This window comes from Vibrio sp. Evd11 (assembly GCF_900382755.1).
Lineage (GTDB): Bacteria > Pseudomonadota > Gammaproteobacteria > Enterobacterales > Vibrionaceae > Vibrio > Vibrio lentus.
Genome location: NZ_OSDX01000040.1, coordinates 12,625 through 28,302 on the forward strand (window position 1 = coordinate 12,625; position 15,678 = coordinate 28,302).

12 protein-coding genes and 1 other RNA gene are annotated in these 15,678 nt (G+C 42.2%); 4 read left to right on the forward strand and 9 right to left on the reverse strand.

Annotated features, from left to right (window positions below; all coding sequences use genetic code 11):
- Position 1: 1 nt before the first annotated feature.
- Genes csy3 through ED652_RS16010 form a run of 3 tightly spaced genes read right to left on the reverse strand, consistent with a single transcriptional unit; the run spans position 2 to position 4,359 of the window.
- On the reverse strand, positions 2-1,051 hold the full coding sequence (csy3, locus tag ED652_RS16000) for a type I-F CRISPR-associated protein Csy3 (RefSeq protein WP_122055460.1): 1,050 nt from the start codon (positions 1,049-1,051) through the stop codon (positions 2-4).
- A gap of 6 nt (positions 1,052-1,057) precedes the next feature.
- A complete protein-coding gene (locus ED652_RS16005; RefSeq protein ID WP_122055461.1) occupies positions 1,058-3,145 on the reverse strand; it encodes a type I-F CRISPR-associated protein Csy2 in 2,088 nt (695 codons plus the stop codon).
- A gap of 2 nt (positions 3,146-3,147) precedes the next feature.
- Complete coding sequence (locus tag ED652_RS16010) at positions 3,148-4,359, reverse strand: TniQ family protein (protein ID WP_122055462.1); 1,212 nt, start codon at positions 4,357-4,359, stop codon at positions 3,148-3,150.
- Between the two features lie 501 nt (positions 4,360-4,860).
- Between ED652_RS16010 and ED652_RS16015 the strand changes: the two genes are divergently transcribed.
- From ED652_RS16015 to ED652_RS16025, 3 genes are all read left to right on the forward strand, one after another.
- On the forward strand, positions 4,861-6,738 hold the full coding sequence (locus ED652_RS16015; protein WP_122055463.1) for a beta-glucoside-specific PTS transporter subunit IIABC: 1,878 nt from the start codon (positions 4,861-4,863) through the stop codon (positions 6,736-6,738).
- An 11-nt stretch (positions 6,739-6,749) separates the two neighbouring features.
- On the forward strand, positions 6,750-8,189 hold the full coding sequence (locus ED652_RS16020) for a 6-phospho-beta-glucosidase (RefSeq protein WP_122055464.1): 1,440 nt from the start codon (positions 6,750-6,752) through the stop codon (positions 8,187-8,189).
- Positions 8,190-8,281: 92 nt separating this feature from the next.
- Positions 8,282-9,289, forward strand: a complete 1,008-nt coding sequence (locus tag ED652_RS16025) for a LacI family DNA-binding transcriptional regulator (RefSeq protein WP_122055465.1) — start codon at positions 8,282-8,284, stop codon at positions 9,287-9,289.
- Between the two features lie 155 nt (positions 9,290-9,444).
- Here ED652_RS16025 and ED652_RS16030 read toward each other — a convergent pair whose 3' ends face one another.
- On the reverse strand, positions 9,445-10,824 hold the full coding sequence (locus ED652_RS16030; RefSeq protein ID WP_122055466.1) for a DEAD/DEAH box helicase: 1,380 nt from the start codon (positions 10,822-10,824) through the stop codon (positions 9,445-9,447).
- Positions 10,818-11,363, reverse strand: a complete 546-nt coding sequence (locus ED652_RS16035; RefSeq protein ID WP_122055467.1) for a hypothetical protein — start codon at positions 11,361-11,363, stop codon at positions 10,818-10,820. The genes ED652_RS16030 and ED652_RS16035 overlap by 7 nt, the downstream gene beginning before the upstream one ends.
- A gap of 101 nt (positions 11,364-11,464) precedes the next feature.
- On the opposite strand from ED652_RS16035, the gene ED652_RS16040 reads away from it, so the two are divergent.
- Positions 11,465-11,767 (forward strand): helix-turn-helix domain-containing protein, encoded by a 303-nt coding sequence (locus tag ED652_RS16040; RefSeq protein WP_008220694.1) that lies wholly within the window; start codon positions 11,465-11,467, stop codon positions 11,765-11,767.
- Positions 11,768-11,778: 11 nt separating this feature from the next.
- Here the strand turns inward: ED652_RS16040 and ED652_RS16045 are convergent, their stop codons facing one another.
- From ED652_RS16045 to ffs, 4 genes are all read right to left on the reverse strand, one after another.
- On the reverse strand, positions 11,779-12,846 hold the full coding sequence (locus ED652_RS16045; protein WP_102381622.1) for a TniB family NTP-binding protein: 1,068 nt from the start codon (positions 12,844-12,846) through the stop codon (positions 11,779-11,781).
- On the reverse strand, positions 12,846-14,708 hold the full coding sequence (locus tag ED652_RS16050; protein ID WP_122055468.1) for a Mu transposase C-terminal domain-containing protein: 1,863 nt from the start codon (positions 14,706-14,708) through the stop codon (positions 12,846-12,848). The genes ED652_RS16045 and ED652_RS16050 overlap by 1 nt, the downstream gene beginning before the upstream one ends.
- Positions 14,709-14,711: 3 nt before the next feature.
- A complete protein-coding gene (locus ED652_RS16055; RefSeq protein ID WP_122055469.1) occupies positions 14,712-15,335 on the reverse strand; it encodes a TnsA endonuclease N-terminal domain-containing protein in 624 nt (207 codons plus the stop codon).
- A gap of 120 nt (positions 15,336-15,455) precedes the next feature.
- Positions 15,456-15,552, reverse strand: an RNA gene (gene ffs / locus ED652_RS16060) — signal recognition particle sRNA small type.
- Positions 15,553-15,678 lie beyond the last annotated feature (126 nt).

Here is a 15,678-nt window from a genome sequence, read left to right on the forward strand (position 1 = left end):
CCTACTTAGCCTTCGTTTTAGACTTTGAACTTGAGCAATTAAAGAGGCCGCCTTTGATCAAGACAGACATGATGAAGTGCACATCATTTGGGATGACTTGAGAAGCTGTCATACTTTCAATCCAGTTCTCTGTATTTCTGAGCAGTTGATAGAAGTCATTTCCATGCGCTGAGTGTCGCCTTGCTATAACGTATTCTCGATCTGCCCCATATTCGTTCACTCTTAATGGTTTATCTGCGTTTTCATGCCACCAATCGTCAATCGATTGCAACGCGGCTCCAACTTTTTGACCATGAAACGCAGCGGTTTCCTTTCCGTTCAATAGTTCGACGGTAGCTAACTGCTTAGTCGGAACACCATCTTCTCGGCTATCTAAAAACTCTTGGCTTGGGTAAACCTCATCTCCCCAACCAACTCCAATTTTAGCTTTGACATCCATGTAGAAATATTCGGTCGGATCGGAAAGGGCTCGCATCAAATAGGCTGTGAGCTTTTCTAGGCATTCTGCTGAAGCCTCATCCCAATGACCATACCAAGAAAGCTTTGTTGCGTTTTCTACAATCAAGGTTTGTGGATCACTGGTGGTCACTTCTATCGACAGATTTCGACACTCTCTGTTACGCCAAAGCCAACTGCCAAGCAGGATATTCTTCGCGTATCGATGAGCGAGCTCTTGATACCCATTTAGCTCTTTATAAGTATTAGCCAGTAACGAAAGTTTACTGCGCACTTCATCGTCACTACAGATATCTGGGGTTAGAGAATTTGCTCTAATTCGAAGGGGGAATGCACAGTAGATATCATCGACACCTGGCTTTACGTAACACTCTTCGATGAACTGAGGATTGGAGTAAGCTAAATCTTGTGGAGCAACATTCTTTGCTACGAACTTGCCCCCTTTATACGCTTCTGCATAACCACCTTTTGGTGCGCGCAACCTAGTTCTATCAACTTCAAGGGGACACATCTCACCACTTTTAGATAGATAGTAGAAATATGCTTTGCCAGCAGAGAGTGATCGAACGTAGTTCAACTGAGTGCAAAGTTCCATAAACGATTAATCCCTATAGTTTTTAATAAGAATAGTTTCGCTACTGCATTCTATCGACCAAAAGGCATGGTTTAAAAAGTGATCTCTTCCACTAAAACGCACTTCTACCGGATTCATTTTCTTAGCAAGCCCTATCGCATTCTCTGCATAAGCGTGACAACTGGTGATTGAGTTGCCCCGTTTAGTTGGACGCTCTAACAAATGGTAGCCAATCGAAACCGGCAAGTTATCAGCGTCTTTCGTTATTAAACGCTCTAGTTCATCAAAGTTACTCGGCTGGCTCTCATTTGGGTATAACCATCGTCCGTATGCTGGCAACCCTTTTATGACATGGAAAAGCTCACTCCCGCTGGTAAATGTCCTTAGCCACTCAATCTGCGTCGATAGCTGTGGTTGGTATAATGCCCCTCCGGAAAAAACTACGGGAAGAGCTGTTTTAAGCGCGGACTTAAAATCTGAAATTCGGCTGTCACTATGGACTCTAATAACTAAGTCTATTTCTAGGTCTGCCAATCGTTCACTACGAATAGTTGGTCGCTTCGCGTTAGAAACCGTTCGCGCTTTGGCGACTGAGTTGGGTTCGGTAAGCTTCGCTGTCGGTTGAATATTTTCACTTCGAACATAAAAAGAGAAACTCGAAAACTCAAACGGGGAATCACAATTAACTAGCTTATTAAACTCTCTTTGATAATGGTGCATGAACCCCCAAATAGCCGTCAAAGAAGGCGCACCACACAGATATGGGTTACTCATTGCGACCGCATCTTGCACTCTCATTGATGACAAATAGATATACTGCTCACCCGTTACCTTATCTTCATTGCCATTTGGTTTACTAAGTTGTTCCAGTAACCATACGATTTGGGCTTTGACGACCTGCATAAGCTTAGGGTGGTAGGCAAACTTCGCGGTATACTTGTTATTCTGAAACGTGAGATGCAAGCGACGGTTAAACTCACTAGCTAAAGAGCCTAGACCCGATTCTGATAGCACTAAAAAGGCTTGAGCTAAAGTGTCATCATGTTCCAATTGCTGTTGATTGGGTTCAGCATCAACGATATCTCTTAACTCAATTAATGGAAGCATCCACAGGGCTATCTGCTTTCGCAATATCTTACTTCTAACCTTGCGAGCGCTCTCTCTTTGCTTCTGTGTTTTTGATGGTTCTGATCCAATTAAGTGGTTTAACACCTGACAAATTTTAGCGTTTGTTACCCGATAGTCATCAAAGTAGTGGTCACTCTTTTTGCGACTTTCAGTTAACGTCCCACCCTGCGCTGGTTTGACGTCTAGCGGGTAGTTTAGGACTTTCATATGCCCACCTAAACTGCCACACAGATTCCCGATACTTGCCGAGTTTGGCAGCGATGAAGACACAAAGCTGAGCTTACTTTCTCGACTTCTCGATCTCACTTCTAACTCACTTTGGATGGCATGACTAACCACTGGGGTCACCGAAACATAATCATCCCCCCATGGAAACCGGAGTTGCTTGCTGTAAGTGCTGATACTGTCAGGAAAACTATTATCAGGAAGTTTCTCTTCAATAGTGTGTTTTAAGCGAGCAAGTGACTTAGCACCTAAACCAAACTCTTTAAGTAAGTCGAGCCAAATAAGACTTTCTTGCAGGATAAGTGAAAGAATACATACGGGCTGTGATTGCCAACTAAAAGGATTCAATAACCACAATGTATGACGATACACCGCGGAGTTATGAGCCCACCCTAACCGTTGCTCTAATACTGCGCTTGAAATAAACGCATCGGTTGTAGCAAGAGGTTGTGCAACTATCCGCTGATCTTTAACTCGACAGTCTGGAAACTTGAGATTATGAGTGTGGAACCATTTGATCTCGTCAAGGGATGCGTCTAGGTTCTCAGCCGCTTTAAAATACCTTTTAGCTCGGGCAACATCCAACCAATCCGAGCATCTATCTAATTGATGGCTTGAACTGAGATTGAGCAAAATCGTTAACGCTTCTTTTTCACACCCTTCAACACACACATCTTCCGTATAAGGCATGAACATCTTCTTTAAAGCAGACTGATTTACTGCTTCGTCTTCAATTGTTAATAAGTCACTTAATTTCGTCATAATTACCACTCAGGTAGATACACACTTAAACCATCACTTTCAGAGCTCATTCGAGTCAACTTTGTTTCGATGACACTTCTTAAAGTAAACGCCGATTCATGACTCGCAATCTTTGTATGCATTCTTGGCCTGATCGCGGCTTTGATCTCACCAAACTCATACAACCGATACACTTCATCCGTTGTACAAGAGAGCAATGTAGAAGCTTCTAAGGGGCTGAGCAGTACATCACCGATATTTCCTTTCGCGCTTGAAGGCACTGTTGCAATTAGCTTTGTAAAGTAAGCTAACACCTGAGTAAGCACGATATTGTGACTCAACTGTCGACTGGGTAACTGGCGACAATCTTTAAGCAGAGCACCAAAGGCTTCATTGAAAAACATTTTCTTCCAATCTTTTATTCGAACGAGTTCCGCCTTCTCCTTCAAGGCATCGAGGTCTTGCCACAATGCTGTTGGCCAAGAGCCGCAGTATTCGATGAATGATTCGAAACTGAAGTCATCAATATTGCCATAACGATTTACATACCAAAGTAAAAAGCCATAGCGCTCAGATAACGTCATTTCTTCTTTTAGTAATCCCAAGGGTTTTGAATCATTCCCTGACAACCATTGAGCAACTAATACCTCAACCTCTGGCGCATCCTCTACTGGCGAGTTTCGAAGTTCAAAACCACATTCACATTGGCTAATACCCTCGGTACCTTGATATTCAAGTCTCGACTTACACTCAGGGCAGTGATGAATCAGTTTACAGCCATGATGTTCACAAGCTTGGTGAGAGATAAATTGCCACTGCTGGCGAATGTAAGGAGCTTCGTCAATACACAGAGGGCATATAGGCGTGAAGCGTTTGCGAAGAAAAGCATAAGGGTAATCAACCCCAAATCTGTGAACAGCTTTGTATTGCGGAGAGAATTGAGCTTTTGAATGCGATAACGCTAGGCGCAGTACACCAAAGTTATTGAGCTTTAGTTGGTTCTCAAGGTGGATAAGAACCCGCACTCGCATTTGGCTTGTGGTTTGAGCGTGGTAGATATTGACTCGGTTGAGCTCTAGAGGGAAAGCACCAGCCATCGCCTCATGCTGATCCATGGTGTCGAACCAGATGTCTTCGGCGAAATGAGAAAATCGCTCGTAGCCTTGTTCATGCGATAAGCGCAACAAGAAGCTTTCGAGCGATTCGTTAGGGTAAAGTTGAATGTCCGTTTTCACATGCCACCACCAAACTTAGGATTTCTAAGTTTTAGTATCGGAGATAATTTGTATATTGCAACTATAAAGTTCTATAACAATATACTGGTACCTCATCCATGATGATTTATTTGGGCCACAAGCTGTTGACCAAATTCAGGATCACGTATTCGTAAAATGAACGGCCGTGCAATCTTGCAAGAGCCTCTTGCAAAAATGAGCTGACATGCATCTGCCCCTTTATTAGCTAGAGTAAATACTCACTAATGACCTGATACTGCATTTTCCCTACAAAATCTAATTTGAGTAAGAGTTCATTATTTATAGTTTCGAACTGAATCTAGTTGTCACTAGGGGGATGCTTGAAAGCTATCGTTATGCCTGATAATTATCAAAAAGTTCAGAAGACGTAGCAATTTAATAAACCGTGATGAATTCCACACTTCTCTGTATTGTTCATTGCTGAAACCGGTTTCAGCAATAATCTTACCCTCATACCCACACAATAAATGGTGAAACTAAATGGCAAAAATTAGAGATTATAAAAAGCTTGCCCGCGACATATTGTCTGAGGTCGGTGGACAAGACAATATTGTGAGCTTTACGCGTTGTGCAACACGCTTGCGTATTGTTTTAAAAGAAGTTCCTGAAGACGCAAATGAAAGAGTTCAAAAGCTAACTGGCGTCATTACAGTAGTTGAAAGCGGTGGCCAATTCCAAGTTGTTATCGGTACTCACGTATCTGATGTTTACGAAAATATGATGGGGTTGGTGGATGCGAGCAAGCTGAGTAATGACGGACAGAAGACTCGAGTTCTTGATGCGGTCATTTCATCAATGTCAGCGATATTCGCCCCAATTGTTTATATTCTTGCCGCTGCTGGCTTGCTACAAGGCTTTTTGATTGTAGGTAAATATTTCGCTCCGGCCTTTACAGAAACAGGCACGTTTGCGGTTCTAAACTTTATGTCTTGGACCCCATTTGCATTTCTGCCTGTATTTATCGCTATCACAGCATCAAAACATTTTAACTGTAACCCGTTTATCGCTGTCTTCTGTAGTTGTGTCCTGATCAATCCTGACTGGGCTGCAATTGCATCGCAGATCAGTAACGGCGAAGTGATTACTTTCCTATCTTTCCCATTAGCTAAAACCGTGTACACATCTTCGGTGTTGCCTCCGATTTTCATGATTTGGGGTCTGTCTTACGTTGAACGATTCGCTAAGAAAGTGATTCCAGCAGTGGTGAGTGAGCTGCTCACCCCACTTATTTGTGTGGTTGTAATGGTGCCACTAACCCTGATTGTTATTGGCCCAGTATCAAGCTCTGCAGCAGAAGGTGTGGCGATTGGTTATAACTGGCTGTTTGAGGCGTTTCCTCCATTGGCAGCAGCATTGATCGGCGGAATTTGGCAGATTGTCGTTGTATTTGGTGTTCACTGGGGTATCACTCCTGTGATCATGGCAAACTTTGATATGTACGGTCGGGACTCATTCCAAGCATTCCAATCAATGGCTGTAATTGCACAGATGGCAGCGGCATTCGCTGTGGCATACAAATCTCGCAACAAAGCATTAAAAACGACGTCGGTTTCAGCGGGTATTACGGCTGTATTCGGTATCACTGAACCTACGCTTTACGGTGTGACATTACGCCTTAAAAAACCATTTATTTGTGGTTGTATTGGTGGTGCAGCGGGCGCACTAGTCGCAAGTTTATTTGGTACGTACTACTACGCTTACGCTGGCCTGCCTGGGCTTTTAACAATCATGAACGCAATCAGCATTGAACATCCACAATCGTTCATTGGTATGGTTTCTGGTGTTGCTGTAACAATTGCGACAACATTTGTACTCATTAACGTAATTGGTTTTGATGATCCTGTATCAGATGAACAAGATGAAGTTCGCACTGATAAAGCAGGTGCAACTCCACTAACTCCAAGAGCAACAATGACACTTATTAGTCCGGCAAACGGTGAGTTGGTTGCGTTAGAGGACGTTAACGATGCAAGTTTCTCAGCTCGATTACTCGGAGACGGTATCGCAATTAAACCGGTTGATGGAATCATTAAGGCACCATGTGATGCCGTTATTTCCTCGGTCATTGGAAGCAAACATGCGGTTGGCATGACGTGTGACAATGGCGCTGAGATTTTAATCCACGTTGGATTAGACACGGTGAACCTAAACGGTCAGCACTTTGAGTCTCTGGTCTCTTTGAATCAACGTGTAAAAGCTGGAGAGCCTCTTATCCAGTTTGATAGCAAGGCTATCGAAAAGGCGGGCTATGACTTAACCACGCCATTTATCGTACTGAACAGCGATGAGTTCTCTCTAACAGTGAATAAGAAAGAGAACCAAGTTGAATTCGGACAACCATTAATTCAATTATCATAACGAGCAGTATCATGAGTAATGTATTTCCAAAAGATTTCCTATGGGGCGGCGCGGTAGCAGCACATCAGTTAGAAGGTGGCTGGGATGCTCAAGGCAAAGGCGTCAGTGTTGTTGACGTACTGACAGCAGGAGAGCATGGCGTTCAACGCCGTATTACCGATGGTGTATTAGAGGGAGAAGATTACCCAAACCAAGTCGCTGTAGACTTCTACCACAGTTACAAAGAAGACATCAAGCTGTTCGCTGAAATGGGCTTTAAGTGTTTCCGTACCAGTATTGCATGGACTCGTATTTTCCCTAACGGTGATGAAACAGAACCGTGTGAAGAAGGGCTTGCGTTTTATGACGACTTATTTGATGAGCTACTTAAATACAACATTGAACCTGTCGTTACCCTAAGCCACTTTGAAATGCCATATCACTTGGCTAAAGAATATGGCGGCTGGATGAACCGTAAGGTTATCGATTTCTTCATTCACTACTCCTCAATTGTGATAGAGCGATACAAGAACAAAGTTAAATACTGGATGACTTTTAACGAGATCAATAACCAAAGCAATGTATCTGCAGATATTTTTGGTTGGATGTGTTCTGGTGTGAAATTCTCTGATTATGAGAAGAAAAAAGAAGCCATGTATCAGGTTGTGCATCATCAGTTTGTAGCAAGTGCGTTGGTGGTTAAGAAAGGTCACGAAATTAATCCCGATATGCAGATAGGCGCGATGTGTGCGATGGTGCCATTCTATCCAAGAAGCTCTAAGCCAGAAGATGTGATGCTTGCACAGCAAGCGATGCGTGATCGTTATCTGTTCTCTGACGTGATGATTCGTGGTCATTATCCAACTTATGCAAAGCGTGATTGGGCACTAAAAGGCTACAACATCGAGATGTTGCCGGAAGATGAAAAAATCTTGAAAGAAGGCAAAGCTGACTACCTTGGTTTTAGTTACTACATGTCTAATACGTTGGACTCTGCTTCTTCTCAGTCAACGGAAGAGAGCATGGATGGTGGGCATGAAAACTCCGTAGACAACCCATTTATCCAATCAAGTGATTGGGGATGGCCAATCGACCCGACGGGTCTGCGTTATTGCCTTGCTTCTTTGTATGAGAGATACGAAGTACCGTTGTTTATTGTAGAGAATGGCTTTGGTGCCGCTGATGCAATTGAAGCGGATGGTTCTATCAATGATGACTACCGTATCGATTACTTAAAAGCACACATTAATGAGATGGGTAAGGCTGTTGCAATTGATGGTGTTGATCTCATGGGGTATACCCCTTGGGGCTGTATTGACCTTGTATCGTTTACTACCGGTGAAATGAAAAAACGCTATGGCTTTATCTATGTAGATAAGCACAACGATGGTAGTGGCACTCTTGAACGTAAACGCAAGAAGTCATTCCAATGGTATCAGGATGTTATTTCAAGCAACGGTGAGAAAATCTAACTGTTGATATCATAAATCATTCAAGACTGTGCACTGGCGTCTAGCGTCGGTGCACAATACTTTTGTGTTATTGAGATTTTTAAGGGTATGTGATGGCCGTAACTATGTTGGATGTCGCTCAAAAAGCTGGCGTGTCTAAAGCGACAGTTTCTCGGGTGTTGAATGGAAAAAATATTGTTCGTCCAGATTTAGTCAGTCGAGTGTTTGAGGCAATTCAGGAGACTGGTTATCGTCCAAATATATTGGCTCAGAACCTTTCCACACGTCAGACAAACTTTATTGGGTTTGTTATAGCGAATGTATTATTCGATGGTCCATACTTTTCGTCGATGATGTACCACGCCGCGTCTTTTTGTGAAGATTCAGGGCATCAGTTAGTAATGACTGATGGTAAGCATAGTAAGGCGGAAGAGAGGCATGCAATAAACTTCTTACTTGATATGCGTTGCGCTGGAATCATCATATATCCGAAATATCTTAATGAAAAAGAACTGGCTGCAATCATATCTAGCACAGATGTTCCTATTATGGTTATCAATCATGCGGTTGAAGAGCTTCCGCATTGTTCCATCACTACCGATCACTATCAAAGTGCATTCAAGATGATGGAATACATCGCCCACCAAGGCCACAAAGATATAGCAATCATACGAGGTAATGTTTGTTCGGGTACTGATCAACTTCGCTATCAGGCCTATCGAGATGTGCTTGCTAAGTACAACTTGCCTTGCCAGAAGGGGTATGAGGAGCAAGGTAACTGGATGTTAGAAGGAGGCTTTTCCGCAGCTCAACGTTTGCTTCAATCCTCTGGCAACTTTACTGCGGTAATGGCTTGTAATGATGATATGGCGATTGGAGCCAGTAAAGCCTTTAAGAACGCAGGATTGAAACTGCCTGATGATATTTCGGTAACCGGTTTCGATAACAGCAATGTTGGGGAGTTTCTTTCTCCGAGTTTGACTAGCGTAGATATTCCTCTTGAGGACATGACCCAAAAGGCAATTTTAAAAATCCTAGGACAACATGAGGAAGCTTCATTGATTAGTACTACTGGGTCCATCATTATTAGAGACTCTGTAGCATATAGAGTTGTTGAATAGCTCACCATTTATTCAAGAATAATGAGGGAAATACCCCTATTTCTCCTATTGAGCCTAACACTTACGTAATCCTCACAAAATGTTGCAATATCTTAAGTACTGACAAGGTTTTGTCCAAATACGAGTTTCAAAGTCGTACTTGGACCGTAAACTAATCAGTTCAAAAATGCCGATAAAATCCTTTGTTTAAAGTTTCCAAAATAAAGAGCTTCATTCAGTAAAGAAGGTAGATCTACAGTAGAGCTACTTCTATTTTCCCAAACGATCTCATTCTCTACAGCGATAGGAATCAAACCTTTCCGCTCACTCAGCTGGCACTCTGACTTTGAAGCGGGTTTCTCGTAAACTGCAAAATTGGTATCACGCTTAACCAACATGCAAGCTTCTGGAATATCCTGCTCAATTCTTTCAGCAAACCCAATCAAACTTTCTTCGGCAAAGGTATACAACCACGCTTCTTGGTTGGGGGAATCATTGATTCTTAAAATTCGCCCGAGCACTTGCCTGAAGTACAGTTCCGTTTTTACCGAACTCATATGGCAACAAACCTGCAACCTTGGAATATCCGTTCCTTCGCTGATCATCCCAACACTGACTATCCACTGAACCTTTGAGTGACGAAAAGACTCAATTTCGTGTAACGGATTATCGTGATGATAAGTCACGATGCATGCTGATTGATTAAAGTGCTCAACAAGTCGCTTTTGAATATCTTTGGCGTGCTTAATAGAAGATGCGACCACCAAGCCTCCAGTACTTGGGGATTCTTGCCTTATCTGCGCTAGCTTTTGGCAACCACTATTCAATATGTAATTCATAGCGTCTTCGTTATGAATTACGCTTTGATAAGAGACATCAGATTGTTTAAGGCAATCAAGAATAGAGGCGAAGTGTTGATTGTCACTGCCAGCCTTAACACTCAGGTGTTCATTATCTATTAAAACGATTTTAGGGCGGCGGCACACTTTATCTTCAACGGCCTGTTGCAAACCGTATTGGTAATCGCAAACAACCTTGCCATCGGGGTCGGAATACTCAGCCATGACAATCGGTAGTCGGTCAGAACGCCAAGGAGTACCCGACAGCGCCAGAGTGTAACGAGCAAAACCTTGGATCTTAGAGACAATTTCTAGCCCCCATGAGTTTGACCGCCCCTCATCATCAAACGAACAATGGTGGATCTCATCAAATACGACTAAAACTCGATATTTGCTGACGGTGTACCAAAAGTTTTCATCCAAAAAACGGATCGATTGATAGGTGTAAGACCCACCTAGAGACCCCAAGCCTCCATTAAAGGAACATTCGAGCTTCCATGAAAAGGTCTTTTGCATCCCTTCAGCAACAGTCAGAGAGGGCGAGAAGCACAGCACTAAGTCAATCATTCCTCTTTTAAATAACCGACTCGCAACCTCGGCGGCCATAACGGTTTTGCCAGCTCCAGGAGTCGCTTGGCAGAAGAAGTGTGAATGCTTGTTTGAAGTGAATTTCTCGATAGCTTGGGCTGCACACTCGGCTTGCCATGCTCTTAACATTGAGGGGCCTTGCTTTGGGCGACTTGCATCCAGTTGGTTAGTGCATTAATTCTGCCTAATAGCTTGGCTGAGCGTTCTCTTGCTGCATTAAATAGCGGCTGCATATCGTGCTTGTTGTTTGGGAAACGCGTTAACAACGATTGGTATTCCTCAATCTCGCCTAGAGTAATCGCCAACTCGCCTTCATGCTGTTTCTTCTCTTGCTCTAGTGCATTTAGAGAGCACTCTGGAGTTTGAACAGCTATTGAATCGACTTTAGCTTTCCTATTTCTAGCCACTCTAGGCTCAATTCTGAGCGCTTTGAATTCGTTAGTCTGATGGTAGCGCTTGTCTCTGCGAGTCCCAATAACAGAAAGCCAACCTTTCTCCTCAAGTGATAGAAGTTGCTTATAAACATACTTTCGAGCGTCGTCCTTACTCGAGAAGGCTGAAGCACCGTTTAGCAAAGCATCCCTAGCTTCTGTGACGGAGAAATTATCCATCCCTTTTTCAATCAATAGGTTAAACATGTGAGGGTTAATTCTGGTTACTTTCTTCATGTGACTCTTACAGGCAATAAAAACTTAGGATTGCTAAGTATACAAAAATCAGTAAAACTTAGACAATCTAAGTTATCTAAAGGTTGAAAAGAAATGTGTAAGTGCAAAAAGACAACCCCATCCCAGCGAGGCTCAAAGCTGCGCGTAAAAAAGCCAAGATCACCCAAAAAGATTTAGGGGTGAAAATTGGTATGGAGCAAAGTTCTGCTAGCGGTCGTATGAATCATTACGAGAAAGGCAGACATGTACCCGATATTGGTACGCTTGAACGTATGGCTGAAGAATTAGATGTGCCGCTAAACTACTTTTTTTGTAGGAGCGAATTGAGCGCTGAGTTAGCGTGCGCAATTGATAAGATGAGTGATGAAGAGAAGGCGGTGTTGTTGGAGAACCTGAATAAATAACAATGTGCGTATCACTGAGCTTTTAAAGGTGTCTTACTCAGCAACATATGAACTGGTAATAAATCAGTAAATGACCGACCTATTAATCGGTCTTCTTTAAATTGAGCACCTTTGTTGTAAGAAGTTTCTGTTTTCAGTTCTACTAGCTTGAGTTCTGTTAACTTACACTCGAAAGGATTCTGTTTCGCATAAGGGTATTTAGTATCAAAACAAGCCGATAATAATGGCTTATCAATCGTATCCTTTGAAGATTGCAATGCGTTGAGTAACGCATCCGCAAGAAAGTGCTTCAGCACACGACACTCTCCACGGCAGACTGAGAATAAAGGTAGTAGAATTTCATCCCCAGTTAAGTTAGGGCGTTTTTCAAACCCCATTCTGCCTGCAAGTCCAGCAACAAAGCTTGCAAAATGCCGTTTCCCTTCTGCATCAGGAATATAACTTTTGTTATCGGCTTCGCTCAGCTTAGAAAGGTGAAAATAACTTAAGTGTCGCTTCCAGCCTAAACGAGAATTCCATTGGTCTTCTTCAGCGAGCATCGTCGCATAGGGCATACCCACCAAAACAAATGAAACTTGAGCTTCCTCACTTATCATCTTAAAAGTATTCGCTATTGTTTGTCGTTCATTAGCATCTTTGAATTCCATCAGCTCTTGAACCTCATTAACGATCACAAGCTTTACTTTTTTTTCAATTAAACTTTTGATGACTCCTTGTTCTAACGCTCCTTCTTTGTAAGGTCTCCTGCGGCGGCTAGAGGCTCGACTATCTAAGTCAATTAATAATCTTTCTAACGTATTTTGCTCACGAACTTTACTTGGGATGCGAGTTTTTAATACTGGCATTTCAGTCCAGCGGCTCCCCTTAGCAGCAAACCTTGCAACATAATTATCAATCATAGCCGTCTTGCCAACACCTGTATCTCCCGTTAGCAATAATGACTCTTGCTCCCCTCCAAGAGAGCTGTTCAATACCATTCGATCAAAGACGTTATAAATTTCCGTCAACTGAGGGTATTCTAAGAAACACTCTCTAAAAGATGTATATTGCTCTATTTGACGATCACTGAGTATGTTCACTAATACCCCTCTATATCGCTGAGGTCATCACTAGCAGTACCCATATCTATTGCTTCTTTTGGTACTTCACTGATAGGTTTAGGTGACTTAGTGACAATGGTACTAGGCCCTTCACTACCAACACCTCTTTGCTTTGCTATTTTTGAAGCATGAGTTGTTTTAGGAAGTGCCGATTTTTTGGACTTAGAACGACTCATACGTTCTATTGCTTCATCCATAGCCCTGTCCAAATACAATGACGCATCGGCTAATGATTCGTCTTGCTCTCCCAAACGGACTTTCAACCTTCTTAAACTATTAATTCGTTGATGTTCATATAAAGATCGACCTTTTGTATAACCTGTATGATCGACTGCTGGGACTTTGATGTATTTTTTCTCTTCCTCAAGGTAAACGTAAATCGAGCTGATATCGTTTGGGTCTGTCTTGGTTTTCACATAAGCGCTTTTTCTTGCACGACTAGAATATTGCTTACCGTACTCTTCCAACTCATCAGATTGGTATTTGAGAGAATGCAATTCAATAGCACCTCTTCTTATAGTCCGATGGTTTACAACTCCAAGCTCAATCTTTAATTGCTCTGCTTCAGGGCCTTCACAAAAGATTATCGTTCCTTGCGACTCTGTCCATTTCTGGTAAGGAACTCTCTTGTACCTCGTGTCCGCTTTTTTATGATAAACGTCAATAAGCCACTTATGTAACAGCTCGAGAAAATCAGACACATTAATGACAGCGTCTCGCTTCGGGTTGTAGTCTTTTAGCTGAGTAGGGTTGGTAAAGGTTTTTCCTGGGAAGCGACTAAATAGTTTCTTGTAAAAGGTATCAAAAGACTTTTCAACACCAGCTTTTCGCCACGGTTTACCGCGTTGATTATATTGAATATCTGTTACTAATGGCTTTAATGCTGACTCTAGGCTATCACTCCAAAACTCCGCACCGTTATCCACTATCAAATTTGTGATTTTTCCGTAACAAGGCCATTCAGATTTAATGCTTGGGTACTTTTCTTTAATCCAATCCTTCTTAAGAACTGAATTAAGAAAAGCTGCTCGTACTGTCTCGTAGCTAGGATCTCTATAATTGACAGAAAGACCAACGATGCAAGTGGAGTATCTATCATAAAGTATTGTTAAGTGTGGTCTGCCAAGAGGAAGCTCCAAATCATCATCAAGTAAAATCACAGGAGCTGTAGTGTGGTCTATTTCTACATATTCCATTGGCCGCGTTGCCGGAATGATTGACCCAACAGTCTTAAACTTATTATCAGCATATCGTTTTCCATAACGAGCTAAAGCAACTTCATAGGGAGGCAGTGCATTTACACGATTGTAAAATGTCCGTTGGGAAATTGGCGCTATTTTAACTTGGTCTAATGGTCGGTTTTCTTCAATAACTCGATATTTGTAGTACTCATAGGCGGTGTTGACCGATACTCGCTCTTTGGTCAGAAACTTGGTTTGAATCGCTTCTGTAACTAAATCAGATGAATCGTTCTTTAGTTTTCTGTTTCCTTTTTTGCTATGCCCAGGAATAAGAGACGCTACATCTTTACCTGACTCGTAATAGAGCTTTTTCCAATCAGCTATCGTTCTGGATGACGGGACCGAAGTTTTCTTCAATAGGGCATACTCTTCCAAGAGCTTGTCTAGGTTTTTGGGCGTCCAACCTCCTTTTACGCGCCTTTCCAAATAACGAATTAGATCCAAACGAAACAATGCCGTCTCTTTGTTTGGCAAGTCACCAAATGCCAATTCAAGATTTTCGTCTTCTGCTAAAAATTCTGTCGAAAGCGTTTTATCATCAGCGACATCATTGTCGAAGCTATTAAATTCATCACTAAAACCAAAGAGATCATCACTCATTGGCTAGCACCAAACAGAATTTTCTAAATCAAATTTTTTCTGATTAAAATCTGTTTGTATTTCACCTGAAGATAGCCAGCACAAAGCGGCTGTTAATGTTTCATCTGGAGAGATTTTAAGTTGGTGTGAAAGATGATGAAGGGTCACGCTTCTATTAGCTTGAACAAACTGAAGCACGTGTTTTTGAATATCAGTGATTGTACGAATCCCTGAATAGCCATGGAGTAATTTAAGGTTACTAAGTAGGAAACCAGTTCGAATCTGCTTCTCGGTCACTAAGATGAGCTTTTTTCCATACTCAGCTTGAGCGACAAGCTGCTTTTCTTTAAACCTTGCTCGAAAATCTTGTTTAAGGATCTGACTTGAATGCTTTACTTCAATCAGAGAAGGCGTATTTATGCTATCGAAAAGCTGGAAGTCTGGTGTATAGCGGCAGTAGCGCCCATTGAAGTAGTACTCAAACCCATGTGGCTGAGATTCATATCTAACTATTTGAGGATTGTATTCAGCATGAAAACAAAAATCATACTCAAGCATGGACATTGTTCGAACAACTGAGTCATTTTTCAAACTCATGAATTTACAAATGTTGTGAACAGCTGATGATTTTTTGGTTTGGTCGTACATAGCAAAAGCACTTTTGTTGTAAACCTACAACAAAAAATAGACCATGAAGACTTAGGGTGCAAATAAGAAAAGAAGCCTGCAATTTATGCGAACATATATTGCAGGCTTCAATATGGGTGGAAGCCCCAGCCACATCCCGGCACACACGTCGCCTGCTGCGGCTGCTCCCTTCCAGGCCTGACCGAGTTCACAAGTTAGTGTTGCGGGAGGACCAGAGCCTCCATAGATTCTTTTTCTAAGAGGCTTGCCTCAAAGAGTGATTGGATTATTAAGCATCGCAGCAACCATTGCAAGCACAAAGCGACTCTTTTTAAACAAATGTGGTTTAAGTGATTACCCTTTA

Coding starts and splice junctions, on each gene's coding strand:
- csy3 (WP_122055460.1), bottom strand. CDS start 1,051: ATGGAACTTTGCACTCAGTTGAACTACGTTCGATCACTCTCTGCTGGC.
- ED652_RS16005 (WP_122055461.1), bottom strand. CDS start 3,145: ATGACGAAATTAAGTGACTTATTAACAATTGAAGACGAAGCAGTAAAT.
- ED652_RS16015 (WP_122055463.1), top strand. CDS start 4,861: ATGGCAAAAATTAGAGATTATAAAAAGCTTGCCCGCGACATATTGTCT.
- ED652_RS16020 (WP_122055464.1), top strand. CDS start 6,750: ATGAGTAATGTATTTCCAAAAGATTTCCTATGGGGCGGCGCGGTAGCA.
- ED652_RS16025 (WP_122055465.1), top strand. CDS start 8,282: ATGGCCGTAACTATGTTGGATGTCGCTCAAAAAGCTGGCGTGTCTAAA.
- ED652_RS16030 (WP_122055466.1), bottom strand. CDS start 10,824: ATGTTAAGAGCATGGCAAGCCGAGTGTGCAGCCCAAGCTATCGAGAAA.
- ED652_RS16035 (WP_122055467.1), bottom strand. CDS start 11,363: ATGAAGAAAGTAACCAGAATTAACCCTCACATGTTTAACCTATTGATT.
- ED652_RS16050 (WP_122055468.1), bottom strand. CDS start 14,708: ATGAGTGATGATCTCTTTGGTTTTAGTGATGAATTTAATAGCTTCGAC.
- ED652_RS16055 (WP_122055469.1), bottom strand. CDS start 15,335: ATGTACGACCAAACCAAAAAATCATCAGCTGTTCACAACATTTGTAAA.